This window comes from Sphingomonas aerolata (genome assembly GCF_023935825.1).
In the GTDB taxonomy this organism is placed as follows: Bacteria; Pseudomonadota; Alphaproteobacteria; order Sphingomonadales; family Sphingomonadaceae; genus Sphingomonas; species Sphingomonas aerolata.
Genome location: NZ_CP098762.1, coordinates 1,345,435 through 1,364,579, shown reverse-complemented (window position 1 = coordinate 1,364,579; position 19,145 = coordinate 1,345,435). Strand labels below are relative to the sequence as shown.

Sequence of the window (19,145 nt, the reverse complement as noted above, 5' to 3'; positions counted from 1 at the left end):
AGCCCGCGCGTCGGAAGCGCGTTCAGATCGACGCCCTGCATGCGCATCAAAGCTGCTCGACCGCGTCGCGCAGCCGGCGCAGCATGTTGTCGTCGCCGGGCGGGGTGTCGGCCGCAGCGCGCGCCAGCGTCATGAGCGGCATCGCGCCAAAGCTCGCCGCCAGCCCCTTCAGCCGCCATGCCGCGGCGCGCCACGCCTCGGCGTCGGATGCGTCCACCATAGCGTCCAGCGCGTCGGCCGCGCTGTGGGTGAAGGCGAGGTGCAGGTCGGCAATCAGCAGCGGATCGTCCCCGACCGCGGCTGCCAGGGCGGCGTCGATTGCTCCGGGATCATAGGCCATGAGATGGGGCGTACACGCGACCGACTTAACGGGAGGTTGCGCTATTCGCTTTGTCAAAGCCGATTTCATGGTAAAACCCGGGCATGAACGGGGGTTCTTCCATCATCGGCCTGCGCGCGGACCCTGCCCGGGATCCGGACCTTGGCGACGTCCCACCACCGCCTTTGAAGGAACGCGCACCCGTGTTTATCGACGACTATATCCTGCCGGCGGACGACGACGGCGCCGATCGCGGCCGGATCTTTGCGGGCGCCGCAATCGCCGCGGTCCTGCTCTGGCTCGCCGTCATGCTCTGGCTCGTCCGCGGCGAGATCGATGCGATCGGACCGGTCGCGCTGGTCCAGCTTCTCGCGGCGCTGTGCGTCGTGCCGGCGCTGATCGGCATCATCTGGTTGCTCGCGATGCGGACGAGCCGGGCGGAGGCGGCGCGGTTCGGTGTCACGGCGCGCGCGATGCAGGCGGAATCCGCCCGGCTCGAACAGGCGGTCGCCGCGACCGCGCAGACGATCGACCGCAATCGCCGTCATCTGGCGGATCAGGTCGACACGTTGATGACGATGGGCGAGACCGCGCATCAGTTTCTCGGCGCGATCGGCGAAGGCTTCGCGACCGAGATCGAACGCGCCGACGCACACACGCGCAGCCTCGTTGCCGCGGCCGACGCGACGCAGACGTCGCTCGGTGTCCTGCTTGCATCGCTGCCGCGCGCGCATGCCGAGACCGAAGCGATGGCGGACCAGCTCGAACGCGCCGGCCTTTCCGCCAGCGAGCATGCCGGTGCCCTCGACGCACAGATCGGCGCGCTGGCGGCCCGTGGCCGGGAGGCCGATGCGGTGGCGAGCGGCGCGGCGCAGCGGCTGGCCGCGCATATCATCCGGATGGAGGCGACCAGCGAAACCGCGGGCGCGCGCCTCGAGGCCGTCACCGAGACGATGTCCGCAGCGGTCGACGCGCTGCTCGGGCGCACCGCCGATGCGGTCGACGAGGCACGCAAGGGCATCGCCGCGCAGGGTGACGCGGTGCTGGCGATGGTCAGTGCCAATCAGGCTGCACTCGACGGCGCGACGCGCGCGAGCGCCGAGGCAATCGCCGACCGGATCGCCGGCGTCGATTCGGCGATCGCCCAGGTGGCGCGCCGCCTAGAGGATCAGCGTACAGCCGGGGAGGATATCCTCGGCTCGCTCGGTTCAGGCCTCGACCAGGTCGAGACGCGGATCGACACGCTCCACCATCATGGTGTCGAACGAACCCAGCTGCTCGCTGCGTCGATCAGCGCACTGGGCGGCTCGGCGGACGCGATGACCGAGGCGCTCCGCTCGGGCGAGGCGATGGCGGGGCGGACGATCGGCACGACCGAATCGCTGCTGATCGCCCTCGACGCCGCGGCGCGCGAGATCGACGAAACCCTGCCTGACGCGCTGTCCCGGCTCGACCGGCGCGTCGCTGACAGCAAGGCGATCGTGGTCGCGGCAAAGCCCGAATTGCTCGCGCTCGTCACCGCGGCCGAAAGTACGCACGACGCGATTGAGGCGATTGCCGGTGTCATCGCCGAACAGCGTAGCGTGCTCGATCGCCTGTCGAACACGCTGCTCGACACGCTGGCCTCGGGTCGCGCCAAGGCGGACGCACTGGGCCAGATGGTCGACGAGACGATCGATCGCACCAACAGCTTCTCCGAAGAGGCCGCACCGCGTCTCGTCGAGGCGTTGCTGCGCGTCCGCGAGACCGCGACCGCCGCGGCGGATACCGCGCGCCACACGCTCGCTCAGGTCATTCCCGACGCCGCGCAGGCGCTTGAGCTCGCCAGCAGTGCTGCACTGCGCCGCGCGACCGGCGACACCGTCGATCGGCAGATCCAGGCGATCGGCGATGCGACCGACGCCGCGGTCGACGCGACGACGCGTGCAACCGAGCGGCTGGCGGCACAGGTCGAGGCGATTGCGCAACAGACCGCGGTCGTCGAAACCCGGCTCGAAGAGGCGCGCAACGACCGCGAGACCGCCGATCGCGACACCTTCGCGCGGCGGGTCTCGCTGCTCATCGAATCGCTCAATTCTGCTTCGATCGATATCGCCAAGGCCTTCGCGCCCGAAGTCGCCGACAGCGCCTGGGCCGCCTATCTCAAGGGTGATCGCGGCGTCTTCACCCGCCGTGCGGTGCGCATCCTCGATGCGAACGACGCCCGGTCGATCGCGAACCTGTATGACGACGATGCGGGCTTCCGCGAGATGGTGAACCGCTACATCCACGACTTCGAATCGATGTTGCGCGCGATCCTGGCACAGCGCGACGGCTCACCGCTCGGCGTCACCCTGCTCTCGTCGGATATGGGCAAGCTCTACGTGGCGCTCGCACAAGCGATAGAACGCCTACGGTAAAGGGGGCGCCCGCCCCGGTCGCGCTAGCGGCGGACCATGTCGCGTGTGTCGAACAGGTCGAACATCTGCGGCGTGATCCAGCCATAGGCGTAATTCAGCTGGAACAGCACGAACAGCGTCGTAGCGACGATCGTCACGCGCCAGGCGACGCGGCCGGCGTGGAAATCATGCGGCGCGCTCTCGGACTGGCCGGGGACGGTTTCGCCCCCGACCTCACGCGTCGTCCGAACACCGAATGGCAGGACCAGGAACACCGAGAACGCCCAGAACAGGACGTAGATCGCGAGTGCCGAGGTCCAGCGCATCGGCTCAGCCTTCGATCAGCAGAACGTCGACGATCGGCTTCTTGCCCGTCCAGCGCGTCGAGACCTTGCGGACTGCAAGCCGGACCTGCTCGCGCATCTTGTCGATATCGCGCTTGCCGCCCCGCACGGTGTCGGCAACCGCCTGGACCGCATCCGCGACGAACGCGGCACGATCTTCTTCCACCGGCACGCCCTGGACGCGGACCTGCGGCTGGCCGAGCATCCGCCCGTCCTTGCCGATCGCCACCGCGACCGAAATCTGGCCGTTGATCGCCAGCTTGCGACGCTCGTTCAACGTCGCGCCGTCCGCCGGCAGGATCACGTCACCGTCGAGGACCAGGCGGCCGACCGTCGCATTGCCGATCTTGACCGGCCCCTTGGGCGCCAGCCGGACGATGTCGCCGTTGCTCTGCACCAACGCACGGGGAATCCCCTGCTCCAGCCCGAAGCGCGCATGCTCCATCATGTGGCGCATCTCGCCATGCGTCGGGATCAGCGTGTCGGGACGCAGCCACTCGTACATCTGCGCGAGTTCCGGCTGGCCGGGATGGCCCGAGACGTGGACGTGCGCCTGGCGCTCGGTCACCATCCGGATGCCCTTGGCGGCCAGCGTATTCTGGATGCGGCCGATCTGGACCTCGTTGCCGGGGATCTGCTTCGACGAGAAGATCACCGTATCATCGGCCTCGAGCGTGATCGTGTGGCTGCCATTGGCGACCCGCGCGAGCGCAGCGCGCTCCTCGCCCTGCCCGCCGGTGGCGATGATCAGCACCTTGTTCTTGGGCAGACGCATCGCGGTGTCGGGATCGATCGTCTCGGGGAAGTCCTTCAGATACCCCGTCGCACGCGCGACCTTGATGATCCGGTCGAGCGAGCGTCCGGTGACGCACAGCTTGCGCCCGGTTTCCTTCGCAACTTCGCCGAACGTGTGAAGCCGTGCGGCGTTCGACGCGAAGCTGGTGATCATCACCCGGCCCTTGGCCTTGCTGACCTCTTCGAACAGGCCCTTGCGGACCGTGCTCTCGCTGCCCGACGCGGTGGTGTTGAAGATGTTCGTCGAATCGCAGACCAGCACGTCGACGCCCTTGTCGCCGATCGCCATGAAGCCTTCTGGCTTGGTCGGATTGCCGATCACCGGGTTCTTGTCGAGCTTCCAGTCGCCGGTGTGGAACACGCGGCCATAGGGCGTGTCGATCAGCAGCGCGTTCGCCTCGGGGATCGAATGCGACATCTCGACGAAGGTGAAGCCGAACGGCCCGAGCTGGAAGTTGCCGCCCATCGGGATCATCTTGAGCTTCACGCGGTTGGCGATCCCCTCTTCCTCGAGCTTGCCGCGGACCAGCCCCATCGTGAACGGCGTCGCATAGATCGGCACGCCCAGGTCTTCGGCGAGATAGGGCAGCGATCCGATATGGTCTTCATGCCCGTGCGTGATCACGATGCCGAGCAGATCGTCGATCCGCTCCTCGATGAAGGACAGGTCGGGCAGGATGACGTCGACGCCGGGATATTGCGGATCGGCAAAGGTAATGCCGAGATCGACCATCACCCATTTGCCCTGGCAGCCATACAGGTTGACGTTCATGCCGATTTCGCCGGAGCCGCCAAGGCCACAGAAAAGGAGTTCGTTCTTCGGAGTCATTGATTACTTTCAGGATTACAGGAGAATGTGGCCCGCAGGCCGGTTGGCGCGAGCCCAATGGCCCTAGATATGGTGACGGTCCCACATCATCGCCAGCCCCTGGATCGTCAGGTCGGCCTCGATGACGTCGAACACGTCGGTCTGTTTTTCGAAGAGGGTAGCAAGTCCGCCGGTCGCGATGACCTTGACCGGACGCCCGACCTCGGCCTTCATCCGCGCGACCAGCCCCTCGATCATCGCGACATAGCCCCAATAGATGCCGATGTGCATCTGCGAGACCGTGTTCAGCCCGATCACGCTGGTATCGGCGGGCGCCTCAATCGCGATCCGCGGCAATTTGGCGGCAGCGGTGACCAGCGCGTCGAGCGACAGGTTGATCCCCGGCGCGATGATGCCGCCCTTATACGCGCCGCGATAGTCGACGAGGTCGAACGTGGTCGCAGTGCCGAAATCGATGACGATCAGGTCGCCGTCGTGCAGCGCATGCGCGGCGATCGTGTTGACCGCACGGTCAGCACCAAGCGATGCCGGCTCGTCGACATCGATCGCGATCCCCCATTCGACCGGTGCACGGCCGGCGATCAGCGCCTCGGTCGCGAAGTATTTCGACGCGAGCACCTGCAGATTGTGCAGCGCGCGCGGCACGACCGTCGCGATAATCACGCCCTCGACCGCGCCCCGGTCATGCCCGCCGAGCTGCATCAGCTGGCTCAGCCACACCGCATACTCGTCCGCGGTACGACGCGGATCGGTCGCGATCCGCCACCGCGCGACGATGACGCCCTTCTCGACGAGCGCGAACACGACATTGGTATTGCCGGCATCGATGGCGAGCAGCATGCGGGGACCTTCAACCTTTCCGTGCGGATAGTGCATAGTCGAGACCCACGGCGATGGCGATGACGCGCCGCATCACAGCAGGAATATGTCGGCGGCGTGGATGACACGACGCTCGCCCGACGCGGTGCGTAGGATCAACGCGCCATCGCTATCGAGCCCCACGAACAGCCCCTCGACCGCGTCGCCGTCCGCGAGCCGCGCGGTCAGCGCGGTGCCCGCCGGATGCGCGCAATCGACCCAGCGCGCGCGGACCGGTGCCAGCCCCTCGGTCCGCCAGCGCGCGACCCAGCGCGCAAATCCCTCGGCAAGGATATCGAGGAACGACCCGGGCTCAAGGACGACGCCGTGCACCGTGAGATCTGTCGTCTTGCGATCAGGCAACTCGGGATGGTGCGCGATGTTGACGCCGAAACCAACGACGACCGCATCGTCCGTGCGCTCGAGCAGGATACCGGAAAGCTTGGCATCGGCGAGCAGCAGGTCGTTCGGCCATTTGAGCAGCAGCGTCGCGCTCGAGTCCGTGGATCCCTGTTGGATACCGGCGACTAGGAAGGTCGACACGGCCTCATACAACGCGACCGCCGCGACCAGCGCGAGGCTGGCGGCGGGCGGATCGCTCGGACGCAGCCGCACGAGCGTGCTCGCATAAAGATTACCGTCGGGCGATGACCATTCCCGCCCCTGCCGGCCGCGCCCCGCAGTCTGCCGAACCGCCCTCAGCCAGAGGCCGTCATCGGCGCCGGTGCGGGCCAGCGCCAGCAGGTCGGCATTGGTCGATCCTGTCTCCGCAACGGTCCGGATGGTGCTCAGAACAACGCCCGCGCTGCCGCCATCGTCCATGCGCCGAGCACAGGGATGAGCAGATAGCCGGCCGGCGAGACGAACACCGCCGCGAGCGCAATCAACCCGCCCTCGACCTTGTTGTCCATCGGCGCAAAGGCGGGAGCCGGATCGTCGAAGTACATCGTCTTGACGACACGCAGGTAATAATAAGCGCCGATCACCGATGCCGCGATGCCGACCACGGCCAGCGGGAAGAGCCCAGCATCGACGGCCGCACTGAACACCGCGAACTTCGCGTAGAAGCCGAACAGCGGCGGGATGCCGGCAAGGCTGAACATGAAGATCGCGAGTGCTGCAGCGAGCCCCGGCCGCGTCCGCGACATGCCCGCAAGGCTCGCGATCGTCTCGACTGGCTGCCCGTCATCGCCGCGCATCTGCAGCACGACCAGGAACGACCCCAAGGTCATCGCGACATAGATCGTCAGATACATCAGCACGCCCGACACACCTTCCGGCGTCCCTGCAGCGAGACCGATTAGTGCGAAGCCGACATTATTGATCGACGAATAGGCCAGCAGGCGCTTGACGTTGGTCTGGCCGATGGCGGCGACCGCGCCGAGGATGATCGAGGCGAGCGCCGCGAAGATCACGATCTGCCGCCACTGGTCCGTCGCCGGCCCCATCGCATCGACCGCGACACGTACCGCCATCGCCATTGCCGCGACCTTGGGAGCCGAGGCGAAGAAGGCGGTGACAGGCGTCGGTGCGCCCTCATAAACGTCGGGCGTCCACATGTGGAACGGCACCGCGCTGATCTTGAATGCGAGCCCTGCGAACACGAACACCAGACCGAACAGCAGGCCGAGCGACTTGGTCCCGGCATAGGCATCGGCAATACCCGAGAACAGCGTCGTACCGCTGAACCCGTAGACCAGCGAAATACCGTACAACAGGATGCCGCTGGCGAGCGCGCCGAGCACGAAATACTTCAGACCCGCCTCGGCCGAACGCCCGTCGCGCCGCATGAAGCTGGCGAGGACGTACGCCGCAAGGCTTTGCAGCTCGAGACCGACATAGAGCGTCAGCATGTCGCTGGCCGAGACCATGATGCCCATGCCGCACGCCGACAACAGGATCAGCACCGGATATTCGGGACGAAGATCCTCACCCTGCGACCGTGCGAAAAAGCTCGGCGCCATCATGATCGCGACCGCGGAGGCGATGTAGATCAGCACCTTGGCAAACGCACCGAACGCATCGGCGCGATATAGGCCGTCGAAGGCGTAGCCACCCGACGACGCCGGACCGACCAGCGCGATCCCGGCGCCGACCAGGACGAACACGGACGCGATCGACACGGCGCGCGTGGACTTATCCCCGCCCCAGGCCGAGACGAGCATCAGCGCGATCGCTCCCAGTGCCAGCACCAGTTCGGGCAGCGTCATTGCGAGGTTAGCGGCGTATTCCATCAGTGTGCCTCCCCGTGCGCGGCTTCATGCACGGTGGCGGGCTTCCCCGCAGTTGGGTTCGAATCGCTGGCCGGCTTGGCGCGGTCGACGCGCGCGAGCAGGACGCTGACATCCTTGCGCATCGGCGCGAGGAAGCTCTCGGGATAGACGCCCATCCACAGCACGACGGCTGCGATCGGTGCGAGCAACCAGAATTCGCGCGCCGACAGATCGACCATGCCGCGAACCTCGTCCGACTTGATCTCGCCAAAGACCACGCGACGATACAGATACAGCATGTACGCAGCACCGAGGATGATGCTCGTCGTGCAGAGCAACGCCGTCCAGGTCGAGACCTGATAGGTGCCCATCAGCGACAGGAACTCGGCGACGAAGCCGCTGGTGCCCGGCAGGCCGATCGACGCCATGGTGAAGAACAGGAAGAAGATCGCATAGCGCGGCATGTTGATCGCCAGGCCGCCATAGCGCGAGATCTCGCGGGTATGGAGCTGGTCGTAGATCACGCCGACGCACAGGAACAATGCACCCGATACCAGCCCGTGGCTCAGCATCATGATCATCGCGCCTTCGATACCCTGGCGGTTGAACGCGAACAGGCCGATCGTGACGATCGCCATATGCGCGACCGACGAATAGGCGATCAGCTTCTTCATGTCCGACTGCACGAGCGCAACGAGCGACGTGTAGATGACCGCGACCGCAGACAGGCCGAAAATCAGCCAGGTGAGCTGGCCCGACGCCTCGGGAAACATCGGCAGCAGGAAGCGCAGGAAGCCGTATCCGCCGAGCTTCAGCAGCACGCCCGCCAGGATCACCGACCCTGCGGTCGGCGCCTGCACGTGCGCGTCGGGCAACCAGGTATGGACCGGCCACATCGGCATCTTGACCGCAAACGATGCGAAGAACGCCAGCCACAGCCAAGTCTGCACATGCGCCGGGAAGTCATAGTTCAGCAGCGCCGGGATGCTCGTCGTGCCCGCGGTCTTCGCCATGTACAGCATCGCGATGAACATCAGGACCGAGCCGAGCAGCGTGTACAGGAAGAACTTGTACGACGCGTAGATCCGGTTCGCGCCGCCCCAGATGCCGATGATCAGGTACATCGGGATCAGGCCGGCTTCGAAGAACACGTAGAACAGGAACAGGTCCTGTGCCGCGAACGTGCCGATCATCAGCACTTCGGTGAACAGGAACGCCGCCATGTATTCAGGCACGCGGGTCGTGATCGAGCGCCAGCTGGCGCCGATGCAGATCGGCATCAGGAACACGCTGAGCATGATCAGCATCAGCGCGAAGCCGTCGATGCCGAGTGACCAGCCGAACGGACCGAAGATGCCGGGGGCATGTTCGACGAACTGCCACTGTGCGCCGCCGATGTCGAAGTTCATCCACAGCATGATGCCGAGCACGAAGTCGATCAGCGTTGCCGCCAGCGCGAGCACCCGTGCCGTGTTCGCCGAGACGAACAGGCACGCGATGGCCGCGATCATCGGGACCGCGATCAGGACGGAAAGGATAGGAAAGCCGGTCATCAATAGAGTCCGATCGCCCAGGTTACGGCGGCTGTCAGGCCGATCAGCATGACGAAGGCATAGGTGTAGAGATATCCCGTCTGGAAGCGGCCGGCGACGCGCGCGCCGACTTGGACCAGCCAGGCCGACCCGTCGGGGCCGAACCGGTTGATCGTCTTCTCGTCACCGCGGTGCCACAGGAAGCGGCCGATCGCGAAGGCGGGGCGGACGAAGATCAGGTCGTACAGCTCGTCGAAATACCACTTATGCAGCAGGAAGTCGTAGAGCACGCCGAACTGTTCGATCACCTTGCCCGGGAAGGACGGGTTCTTGATATAGGCGTACCAGGCGGTCAGCAGGCCGAGCAGCATCGCGATCGTCGCCGACAGCTTGATGATGAGCGGCACGCCGTGCATCTCGTGCATCAGATGTTCGCGGAACGCGAGTGCGCCCTTCCAGAACTCTTCGCCTGCACTCGGCTCGATGAAGTAACCGTGGAAGACGAAGCCCGCCAGCACCGCACCGATCGACAGGACGATCAGCGGGATCAGCATCGGCAGCGGGCTCTCATGCGGGTGATACCCGCCATCGCCTTCTGCCGGCGCATGCACGGCATCGTGATGATCGTGCGGCGCATGGCCTGCCTCCTCGGCCTTGGCCGGGTTCGCATGATGATCGTCGACATGATGCGCGTCGTGCGCATGGTCGTCATGACCGTGCGCATCGTGGAGCGCGTGCTGGATGTGCTCCGATGCGGCCCAGCGCGGCTTGCCCCAGAAGGTGAGGAACATCACGCGCCACGAATAGAAGCTGGTGAGCAATGCGACGAGTACACCGACGAACCACACGCCCGGCTGACCCGCAGCCCAGCTCGCCTCGATGATCGCATCCTTCGAATGGAAGCCAGCGAACCCGAATGCGGTGTTGCCGAAGATGCCGGGGATGCCGACGCCGGTGATCGCGAGCGTACCCGCCATCATGCCCCAGAACGTCACCGGGATCTTCTTACGCAGGCCGCCATAATAGCGCATGTCCTGCTCGTGGTGCATCGCATGGATCACCGAGCCCGCACCCAGGAACAGCAGCGCCTTGAAGAAGGCATGCGTGAACAGGTGGAACATCGCCGCGCCATAGGCGCCGACGCCCGCGGCGAAGAACATGTAGCCGAGCTGCGAACAGGTCGAATAGGCGATGACGCGCTTGATGTCGGTCTGGACGAGGCCGCAAGTGGCGGCGAACAGGCAGGTCGCGGCTCCGACCGAGGTGACCACGGTCAGCGCGACCGGGCTCATCTCGAACATCGGCGACAGGCGGCACACCATGAACACGCCTGCGGTAACCATCGTCGCCGCGTGGATCAGCGCCGACACCGGCGTTGGCCCCTCCATCGCGTCCGGCAACCACGTGTGCAGGCCGAGCTGTGCCGACTTGCCCATCGCGCCGATGAACAACAGCAGGCAGAGCACCGTCATCGTATCGAAGCGGTAGCCGAGGAAGCCGATCGTCGATCCGGCCATGCCGGGTGCAGCCGCCAGGATCTCGGGAATCGAGACCGTGCCGAACACCAGGAACGTGCCGAAGATGCCGAGCATGAAGCCCAGATCGCCGACGCGGTTGACGACGAACGCCTTGATCGCCGCGGCGCTTGCCGATGGCTTGCGGAACCAGAACCCGATCAGGAGGTAGGATGCGAGGCCCACGCCTTCCCAGCCGAAGAACATCTGGACGAGGTTGTTCGCAGTCACGAGCATCAGCATCGCGAAGGTGAACAGCGACAGATACGCAAAGAAGCGCGGCTGGTCGGGATCCTCGTCCATATAGCCCCAGCTATACAGATGGACGAGTGCCGACACCGACGTGACGACGACGAGCATCACCGCGGTCAGCGCATCGACGCGCAGCGACCACGCGACGTTCATGTCGCCCGACTGGATGAAGTTGAGCAACGGCTCGACGGTCGCGCTGCTCGTGCCCGCCATGAAACCGAGGAAGATCGGCCAGGACAACAGGCACGACGCGAACAATGCGGCCGTGGTGACGATTTTCGCCGGCACGTTGCCGATCGCGCGATTGCCGAACCCGGCAACGATCGCGGCCAGTAACGGCAGGAAGACGATAAGCTGGATCAACCGTATTACCCCTTCATCCGGTTGACGTCGTCGACCGCAATGGTGCCGCGACCGCGGAAATAGATGACCAGAATGGCCAGGCCGATCGCGGCCTCACCCGCCGCGACCGTCAGCACGAACATCGCGAACACCTGTCCGACGAGATCGTTGAGGAAAGCCGAGAAGGCGACGAGATTGATGTTCACCGCGAGCAGGATCAGCTCGATCGCCATCAGGATGACGATGAGGTTCTTGCGGTTCAGGAAGATGCCGAGCACCCCCATGGTGAACAGGATCGCCGCGACGACGAGATAGTGGACGAGACCGATCGTCACAGTTCGACTCCCTGCCCGACGACCGGGCGCGTGTTGCGCGTTGCGTCCTGCGGACGGCGTGCGTTCTGGCGGCTGATGTTCTGCGCCTTCACGCCGCCACGCTGGCGATGCGTCAGCACGATCGCACCGATCATCGCGACGAGCAGGACGAGCCCGGCCGCCTCGAACACGAACAAATAGCGCGTGTAGAGCAGGTTGCCGATCGCCTGGATGTTGGGCACCCGCGCATCGATCGGCGCCGCGCGCCGCGCGAGCTGGATCGGCCCCGTGCTCCATGCGCCGATCGCGATCATCACCTCGGCGGCGAGCGCGACCGCGAGCGCCAGCCCGATACCGAAGTACCGTGCCACGCCGGCACGCATCTCGGCAAAGTCGATGTCGAGCATCATGACGACGAACAGGAACAGCACGGCGACCGCACCGACATAGACGATGACGAGCAGCATCGCGATGAACTCGGCCCCGACGAGGATCATCAAACCCGCCGCGTTGAAGAAGGCGAGGATCAGCCACATCACCGAATGGACCGGATTGCGCGACGCGATCGTCATGGCGCCCGACAGGACGACGACGAAGGCGAAGAGATAAAAGGCTAAGGCCTGGATCATGAGGTCCTCGTCACCCCAGCAAAAGCCGGGGTCTCACGCCGCGCGGGCGCGCTCGGAAACGGGGAGATCCCAGCCTGCGCTGGGATGACGGAGTTAATCTGTGTCATCGCGGCGCTCGCTTAACGGTACGGCGCATCGGCGGCAAGGTTCGCCGCGATCGCGCTTTCCCAGCGATCGCCGTTATCGAGCAGCTTCGACTTGTCGTAGATCAGCTCTTCGCGCGTCTCGGTCGAGAATTCGTAATTCGGACCCTCGACGATCGCATCGACCGGGCACGCCTCGGCGCACAGGCCGCAATAGATGCACTTGGTCATGTCGATGTCGTAGCGCGTCGTGCGGCGCGAGCCGTCGTCGCGCGGCTCGGCCTCGATCGTGATCGCCTGGGCGGGGCACACGGCCTCGCACAGCTTGCACGCGATGCACCGCTCTTCACCGTTGGGATAACGACGCAGCGCATGCTCGCCGCGGAACCGCGGGGACACCGGGTTACGCTCGTACGGATAGTTGATCGTCGCCTTTTCCTTGAAGAAATAGCGAAGCGTCAACGCGTGCGCCTTCACGAATTCCCACAGGGTGAACGACTTGATGATCTGAGCAACGCTCATGAACCCACTCCAACGCGCGTCAGCATCAACACGCCCGACACGAGGAAAACCCAGAACAGCGAGACGGGCAGGAAAATCTTCCAGCCGAGCCGCATCAGCTGATCATAGCGATAGCGCGGCACGGTCGCCTTCACCCAGCTGAACAGGAAGAAGAAGAACAGGATCTTGGCGAACAGCCAGATGATCCCCGGCACGTAATAGAGCGGTGCCCAGTCAACCGGCGGCAGCCACCCACCCCAGAAGAGCGTCGCGTTGAGCGCACACATCAGGATGACGTTGGCGTACTCGCCCAGCCAGAACAGCGCGAATGCCATCGACGAATATTCGGTCTGGTAGCCGGCGACGAGCTCGCTCTCCGCCTCGGTCAGATCGAACGGTGCACGCTGCGTTTCCGCCAGGCTCGAGATGAAGAACATCACCGCCATCGGGAACAGCAGCGGATTGACGATGTAGCCGTTGATATGAAGCCCGAACATGTTCTGCTGCGCGGTCACGATGCCCGACAGGTTGAACGTGCCCGACCACAACACGACCGAGATCAGGATGAACCCGATCGCGACTTCGTAGCTGACCATCTGCGCGGCCGCACGCAGCGCCGAGTAGAACGGATATTTCGAATTCGACGCCCAGCCCGCGAGGATGATCCCGTACACGCCGAGCGACGACGCCGCGAGCACGTAGAGCAAGCCGACATTGATGTCGGCGAGCACGACGCCGGGCTGGAACGGGATCACCGCCCAGACGATCAGCGCGACCGTGAAGGTGATGATCGGCGCCAGCAGGAACAGCGCGCGATTGGCGGCTGCCGGGACGATCGTCTCCTGCAGGAACACCTTCAGGCCGTCGGCAAAGCTCTGCAGCAGGCCGAAGGGACCCACCACGTTCGGACCACGCCGAAGCGCCATCGCCGCCCAGATCTTGCGATCGGCATAGATGATCATCGCGACCGCCAGCATCACCGGCAGCGCGATCGCGAGAATGTCGATGATCGTCGCGAGGAAGAACGCCCAGTCGTAACCGAGCGAGGATTCGAACCAGGAGATCATTCGGCTGCCTCCGCAAAGTCTTCCCCGTGGAGAAGTTCAGCCGAGCAGCGCTGCATCGTCGGCGATGCGCGGCAGATCGCGTTTGTCAGGTAGAAATCCTTGATCGGATAGCCGGCCAGAACCCCCTCGCCCGCACCGCCGAGCGACGGCGGGTTCCACTCGAACGTCGCGAGCGCCTGGTGACGCAGCGCGGGAACGGCAGCGAACATTTCTTCGCGCAGCCCCTCGAAGCTGTCGAACGGCAGCGTGTGGCCAAGCGTGTCGGACAGCGCACGGAAGATCGACCAGTCGTCGCGCGCATCGCCGGGGGCGAACACCGCACGCTCGCCGCGCTGGACGCGACCCTCGAGGTTGACCCAGGTTCCCGACTTCTCGGCATAGGTCACGCCCGGCAGGATGACGTCGGCAGCCGCCGCACCCTTGTCGCCGTGATGACCAACGAACACCTTGAAACCCGCGAACTGGCTGAAATCGACCTCGTCCGCGCCGAGGAAGAAGCCGAGCTTCGCCCCCATCACGTCGGCGATGCCGCCCGTCTGCGCATAGCCGAGCATCAGCCCGCCCATCCGCGACGCCGCCATATGGACCACGTTGAAGCCGTTCCAGCCGTCCTTGACGAGGCCCAGCGTGTCGACGAGCTTCAGCGCGGCGCCGTGGCCACCCTTCAGCGCCGCGCCACCGACGATCACCATCGGACGCTCAGCCTTGCCGAACGCCTCGGTCACCGCGTCGGGCAGATTGCCGAGCAGCGCCAGATCGTCGCCGAGCCACTCGACCTTGTAGGTCAGCTCGGTCTCAGGCCCGATCGCGAAGACCTTCGCGCCCTTCTTGATCGCCTTGCGAACCCGCGTGTTCACCAGCGGCGCTTCCCAGCGCAGGTTGGTGCCAACCAGCAGGATCGCGTCAGCACGCTCGGTACCGGCGATCGTCGTGTTGAAATTGACCGCGGCGATGTTCGACGCGTCATAGGCCATGCCGGTCTGGCGGCCCTCGAGCATCGTCGAGCCCATCTTCGCGAGCAGCGCCTTGGCGGCGTACATCGTCTCGCAATCGACCAGGTCGCCTGCGACCGCGGCCACGCTCGACCCGGCGTCAACCGCCTTGATCGCCGCGAAGGCCTCGTCCCAGGTCGCGGGCTGGAGCTTGCCGTTCACGCGAACATACGGCTTGTCGAGACGACGACGCACGAGACCGTCGATCGCGTGGCGCGTCTTGTCGGTCGCCCACTCCTCGTTCACGTCCTCGTTGATCCGCGGCACGCAGCGCAACACCTGGCGACCGCGGCTGTCGAGCCGGATGTTGGTGCCGACCGCGTCCATAACGTCGATCGTCAGCGTCTTGCGGAGCTCCCAAGGACGCGCCTCGAACGCGTACGGCTTCGACGTCAGCGCACCGACCGGGCACAGATCGACGACGTTGCCCGACAGCTCGCTCTTGACCGCATTCTCGAGGTACGAGGTGATCTGCATGTCCTCGCCGCGGAAGATCGCACCGATCTCCTCGACGCCGGACACTTCCTCGGCAAAGCGGATGCAGCGCGTGCACTGGATGCAGCGGGTCATGACCGTCTTCACGATCGGACCCATATATTTCTCGGTGACCGCGCGCTTGTTCTCGTCATAGCGCGAATGGCCGCGGCCATAAGCGACCGACTGGTCCTGCAGATCGCACTCGCCGCCCTGATCGCAGATCGGGCAATCGAGCGGATGGTTGATCAGTAGGAATTCCATGATGCCCTCGCGGGCATTCTTGACCATCGGCGAGTTGGTGAAGATCTCCTGCTTGTCCGCGGCCGGCAGCGCGCATGACGCCTGTGGCTTGGGCGGACCGGGCTTCACCTCGACCAGGCACATCCGGCAATTGCCGGCAATGCTCAGGCGCTCGTGATAACAGAAACGCGGGATCTCCTTGCCGGCAAGCTCGCACGCCTGCAGCACGGTGGCACCCTGCGGCACCTCGATCTCTACGCCATCGACTTTGACTAAGGGCATTACTCTGCGGCTTCCATCATCGGCGCGGTGTCACCACCACGTTCGCGGATACGGCGTTCCATCTCTGGGCGGAAATGCTTGATCAGGCCCTGGATCGGCCAGGCTGCGGCGTCGCCGAGCGCGCAGATCGAGTGACCCTCGACCTGCTTGGTGACCTGCTGGAGCATGTCGATCTCGGACAGCTCGGCATCGCCTGTGCGCATCCGCTCCATCACGCGCCACATCCAGCCGGTGCCTTCGCGGCACGGCGTGCACTGGCCGCAGCTCTCATGCTTGTAGAAGTAGGAGATGCGGCTGATCGCACGGACGATGTCGGTCGACTTGTCCATGACGATGATCGCCGCGGTGCCGAGGCCCGAACCGACCGCCTTCAGGCCATCGAAATCCATCGCGCAGTCCATGATCTGCGCGGCGGGCACCAGCGGCACCGAAGAGCCACCAGGGATCACGGCGAGCAGATTGTCCCAGCCGCCACGAATCCCGCCGCAATGCGTCTCGATCAGGTCGCGGAACGAGATGCTCATCTCTTCCTCGACAACGCACGGCTTGTTCACATGGCCGCTGATCTGGAACAGCTTGGTACCGCGGTTGTTTTCTGCGCCGAAGCTCGAGAACCAGGCCGCACCGCGCCGCAGAATCGTCGGTGCGACCGCGATCGATTCAACGTTGTTGACGGTCGTCGGGCAGCCATAGAGGCCTGCGCCCGCCGGAAATGGCGGCTTGAGGCGCGGCTGGCCCTTCTTGCCCTCGAGACTCTCGAGCATCGCGGTCTCTTCGCCGCAGATGTACGCGCCCGCACCACGGTGAACGAACACGTCGAAGTCGTAGCCCGACCCGCACGCATTCTTGCCGACGAAGCCACGATCATAGGCCTCGGCAACGGCCGCGAACAGCGTCTCGGCCTCGCGGATATATTCGCCGCGGATGTAGATGTACGCGGCGCGCGCGCGCATCGCGAACCCGGCGATCAGCGCGCCCTCGATCAGCTTGTGCGGATCGTGCCGGATGATCTCGCGATCCTTGCAGCTGCCCGGCTCGGATTCGTCGGCGTTGATGACGAGGAAGTTCGGCCGGTCGGGCTTCGGCTCCTTGGGCATGAACGACCATTTGGTGCCGGTCGGGAACCCTGCCCCGCCGCGGCCACGCAAGCCGCTCGCCTTCATCACGTCGATGATCGCGTCCTGGCCGAGCGCCATCAGGTCCTTGGTATTGTCCCAATCGCCGCGCATGATCGCCGCGTCGATATTCCACGGCTGAAAACCGTAGACGTTGGTGAAGATGCGGTCCTTGTCGGCGAGCATCAGGCCCACTCCCCCCGGTAATCGTGGTTCGCGTCGACCATCGCCTTGAGCGAGGTCGGGCCGCCTTCGGGGCAGCTCGCGCGGCGACCGAATTGCGGCCCCGGCGTCGGCGTGCCGCCACTGGCAAGCGCCTCGAGGATCTCGGTCGTCTTGTCGTAGTCGAGATCTTCGAAGTTATCGTCGTTGATCTGAACCATCGGCGCGTTCGCGCAGGTGCCCAGGCACTCGACCTCGGTCAGCGTGAACATGCCGTCCGGCGTCGTGCCGCCCTTGACGAGGCCACGGTTCTTGCACGCAGCCAGCACGTCGTCCGACCCGCGCAACATGCACGGCGTCGTGCCACAGACCTGTACGTGATAGCGGCCGACCGGTGCGAGATTGAACATCGTGTAGAAGGTCACGACCTCATAGACGCGCATGTACGGCACGCCGATCTGACGCGCGACGAACTCGATTACCGGCACCGGCAACCAGCCCTGGGTCTGCGTTTCCGCACCGACCTGGCGCTGGGCAAGATCGAGGAACGGGATCGACGCCGACTGCTCGCGGCCCTTGGGGTAGCGCCCGAGGATCTCGTTCGCCTTCACCTGGTTCTCGTCCGTCCAGGCGAACGAGCCCCAGCGTGCGCGGGTCTCTGCCTCATCGGGAATTTTCGGAGCTTCAGCCATCAGCGGTCACATTCACCAAAAACGATATCCATCGCGCCGAGGATCGCGGTCGTATCTGCCAGCATGTGACCCTTCGCCATGAAGTCGAAGGCCTGGAGATGCGAAAACGCGGTCGGGCGGATCTTGCAGCGGTACGGCTTGTTGCTGCCGTCGGCGACCAGATACACGCCGAACTCGCCCTTGGGGCTTTCGGTCGCCACATAGACGTCGCCGGCGGGCACGTGGAAGCCCTCGGTATAGAGCTTGAAGTGATGGATCAGCGCTTCCATCGACTGCTTCATCTCGGCGCGCTTGGGCGGCACGACCTTGCGGTCGAGCGACGCAATCGGACCCTCGGGCATGTCGCGCAGGCACTGCTTCATGATCCGTGCCGACTGACGCACTTCTTCGACGCGCACCATGAACCGGTCATAGCAGTCGCCACGCGTGCCGACCGGCACGTCGAAGTCCATCTTGGCGTAGACGTCATAGGGCTGCGACTTGCGCAGATCCCAGGCGATGCCGGAGCCGCGGATCATCGGGCCCGAAAAGCCCCATTTGATCGCATCGTCACGGCTGACGATCGCAATGTCGACATTGCGCTGCTTGAAGATGCGGTTGTCCGCGACGAGCGAAATCGCATCCTCGAACAGCCGCGGCAGGCGCGTGTCGAGCCAATCGCCGATATCGGCGAGCAGCTTGAGCGGCGCATCCTGATGCACGCCACCCGGACGGAAATAATTGGAATGCATGCGCGCGCCGCTGACGCGCTCGAAGAAGTTCATGCAGTCTTCGCGGATCTCGAACAGCCACAGGTTCGGCGTCATCGCACCGACGTCCATGACGTGGCTGCCGAGGTTGAGCATGTGGTTCGAGATGCGCGTCAGCTCGGCAAAGAACACGCGCAGATACTGCGCACGCTCAGGGACTTCGAGGTCAAGCAGCTTCTCGACCGCCAGCACCCAGCTATGCTCCATGCACAGCGGCGAGCAGTAATCGAGACGATCGAAATACGGGAGCGCCTGCGTGTAGGTCTTGTACTCGATCAGCTTCTCGGTGCCGCGGTGAAGCAGCCCGACATGCGGATCGACGCGCTCGACGATCTCGCCGTCGAGCTCCATGACCAGACGGAGCACGCCGTGCGCCGCGGGATGCTGTGGACCGAAGTTGATCGTGTAGTTCTGGATCGTGACGTCGCCGGTCGTGGGATCGGCCGCATCGCCCTCGCCCAGAAGC

General features: G+C 64.9%; 17 protein-coding genes. 1 reads left to right on the top strand and 16 read right to left on the bottom strand.

Going from position 1 to position 19,145, the window contains the following annotated elements:
- Positions 1-46 precede the first annotated feature (46 nt).
- Positions 47-340, bottom strand: coding sequence for an Hpt domain-containing protein (locus NEF64_RS06395; protein WP_056406215.1), 294 nt, complete (start codon positions 338-340; stop codon positions 47-49).
- Between the two features lie 83 nt (positions 341-423).
- Between NEF64_RS06395 and NEF64_RS06390 the strand changes: the two genes are divergently transcribed.
- Positions 424-2,718: a coiled-coil domain-containing protein gene (locus tag NEF64_RS06390; protein WP_056406214.1), complete on the top strand. Its 2,295-nt coding sequence runs from the start codon at positions 424-426 to the stop codon at positions 2,716-2,718.
- Between the two features lie 23 nt (positions 2,719-2,741).
- Here the strand turns inward: NEF64_RS06390 and NEF64_RS06385 are convergent, their stop codons facing one another.
- The 15 genes from NEF64_RS06385 to NEF64_RS06315 form a co-directional block, all read right to left on the bottom strand.
- Positions 2,742-3,023: a DUF1467 family protein gene (locus NEF64_RS06385; protein ID WP_031393778.1), complete on the bottom strand. Its 282-nt coding sequence runs from the start codon at positions 3,021-3,023 to the stop codon at positions 2,742-2,744.
- 4 nt (positions 3,024-3,027) lie between these two features.
- A complete protein-coding gene (locus NEF64_RS06380; protein ID WP_252574718.1) occupies positions 3,028-4,665 on the bottom strand; it encodes a ribonuclease J in 1,638 nt (545 codons plus the stop codon).
- A 63-nt stretch (positions 4,666-4,728) separates the two neighbouring features.
- Positions 4,729-5,505: a type III pantothenate kinase gene (locus NEF64_RS06375; protein WP_031440944.1), complete on the bottom strand. Its 777-nt coding sequence runs from the start codon at positions 5,503-5,505 to the stop codon at positions 4,729-4,731.
- A 72-nt stretch (positions 5,506-5,577) separates the two neighbouring features.
- A complete protein-coding gene (locus NEF64_RS06370; RefSeq protein WP_082446777.1) occupies positions 5,578-6,345 on the bottom strand; it encodes a biotin--[acetyl-CoA-carboxylase] ligase in 768 nt (255 codons plus the stop codon).
- Positions 6,312-7,757 (bottom strand): NADH-quinone oxidoreductase subunit NuoN, encoded by a 1,446-nt coding sequence (gene nuoN / locus NEF64_RS06365; protein ID WP_056406213.1) that lies wholly within the window; start codon positions 7,755-7,757, stop codon positions 6,312-6,314. The genes NEF64_RS06370 and nuoN overlap by 34 nt, the downstream gene beginning before the upstream one ends.
- Complete coding sequence (locus NEF64_RS06360) at positions 7,757-9,289, bottom strand: NADH-quinone oxidoreductase subunit M (RefSeq protein WP_056406212.1); 1,533 nt, start codon at positions 9,287-9,289, stop codon at positions 7,757-7,759. Before NEF64_RS06360 ends, nuoN begins: the two co-directional genes overlap by 1 nt.
- Positions 9,289-11,397, bottom strand: coding sequence for an NADH-quinone oxidoreductase subunit L (nuoL, locus tag NEF64_RS06355; protein ID WP_056406211.1), 2,109 nt, complete (start codon positions 11,395-11,397; stop codon positions 9,289-9,291). Before nuoL ends, NEF64_RS06360 begins: the two co-directional genes overlap by 1 nt.
- A gap of 5 nt (positions 11,398-11,402) precedes the next feature.
- The gene (gene nuoK, locus NEF64_RS06350; protein ID WP_031393835.1) at positions 11,403-11,711 is read right to left on the bottom strand and encodes an NADH-quinone oxidoreductase subunit NuoK; all 309 of its coding nucleotides are present in this window, start codon (positions 11,709-11,711) and stop codon (positions 11,403-11,405) included.
- Complete coding sequence (locus NEF64_RS06345; RefSeq protein ID WP_031440949.1) at positions 11,708-12,319, bottom strand: NADH-quinone oxidoreductase subunit J; 612 nt, start codon at positions 12,317-12,319, stop codon at positions 11,708-11,710. The genes nuoK and NEF64_RS06345 overlap by 4 nt, the downstream gene beginning before the upstream one ends.
- 119 nt (positions 12,320-12,438) lie before the next feature.
- Positions 12,439-12,924, bottom strand: coding sequence for an NADH-quinone oxidoreductase subunit NuoI (nuoI, locus tag NEF64_RS06340; protein ID WP_031393837.1), 486 nt, complete (start codon positions 12,922-12,924; stop codon positions 12,439-12,441).
- Positions 12,921-13,970: an NADH-quinone oxidoreductase subunit NuoH gene (gene nuoH / locus NEF64_RS06335; protein WP_031393838.1), complete on the bottom strand. Its 1,050-nt coding sequence runs from the start codon at positions 13,968-13,970 to the stop codon at positions 12,921-12,923. The genes nuoI and nuoH overlap by 4 nt, the downstream gene beginning before the upstream one ends.
- Positions 13,967-15,961, bottom strand: a complete 1,995-nt coding sequence (gene nuoG / locus NEF64_RS06330) for an NADH-quinone oxidoreductase subunit NuoG (protein WP_031393839.1) — start codon at positions 15,959-15,961, stop codon at positions 13,967-13,969. The genes nuoH and nuoG overlap by 4 nt, the downstream gene beginning before the upstream one ends.
- The gene (gene nuoF / locus NEF64_RS06325) at positions 15,961-17,262 is read right to left on the bottom strand and encodes an NADH-quinone oxidoreductase subunit NuoF (protein ID WP_031393840.1); all 1,302 of its coding nucleotides are present in this window, start codon (positions 17,260-17,262) and stop codon (positions 15,961-15,963) included. The genes nuoG and nuoF overlap by 1 nt, the downstream gene beginning before the upstream one ends.
- Positions 17,262-17,930: a complex I 24 kDa subunit family protein gene (locus NEF64_RS06320; protein WP_031393841.1), complete on the bottom strand. Its 669-nt coding sequence runs from the start codon at positions 17,928-17,930 to the stop codon at positions 17,262-17,264. The genes nuoF and NEF64_RS06320 overlap by 1 nt, the downstream gene beginning before the upstream one ends.
- Positions 17,930-19,141 carry an NADH-quinone oxidoreductase subunit D gene (locus NEF64_RS06315; protein ID WP_197975229.1) on the bottom strand — a complete coding sequence of 404 codons (1,212 nt, stop codon included), beginning with the start codon at positions 19,139-19,141 and terminating at the stop codon, positions 17,930-17,932. The genes NEF64_RS06320 and NEF64_RS06315 overlap by 1 nt, the downstream gene beginning before the upstream one ends.
- Positions 19,142-19,145: the final 4 nt, after the last annotated feature.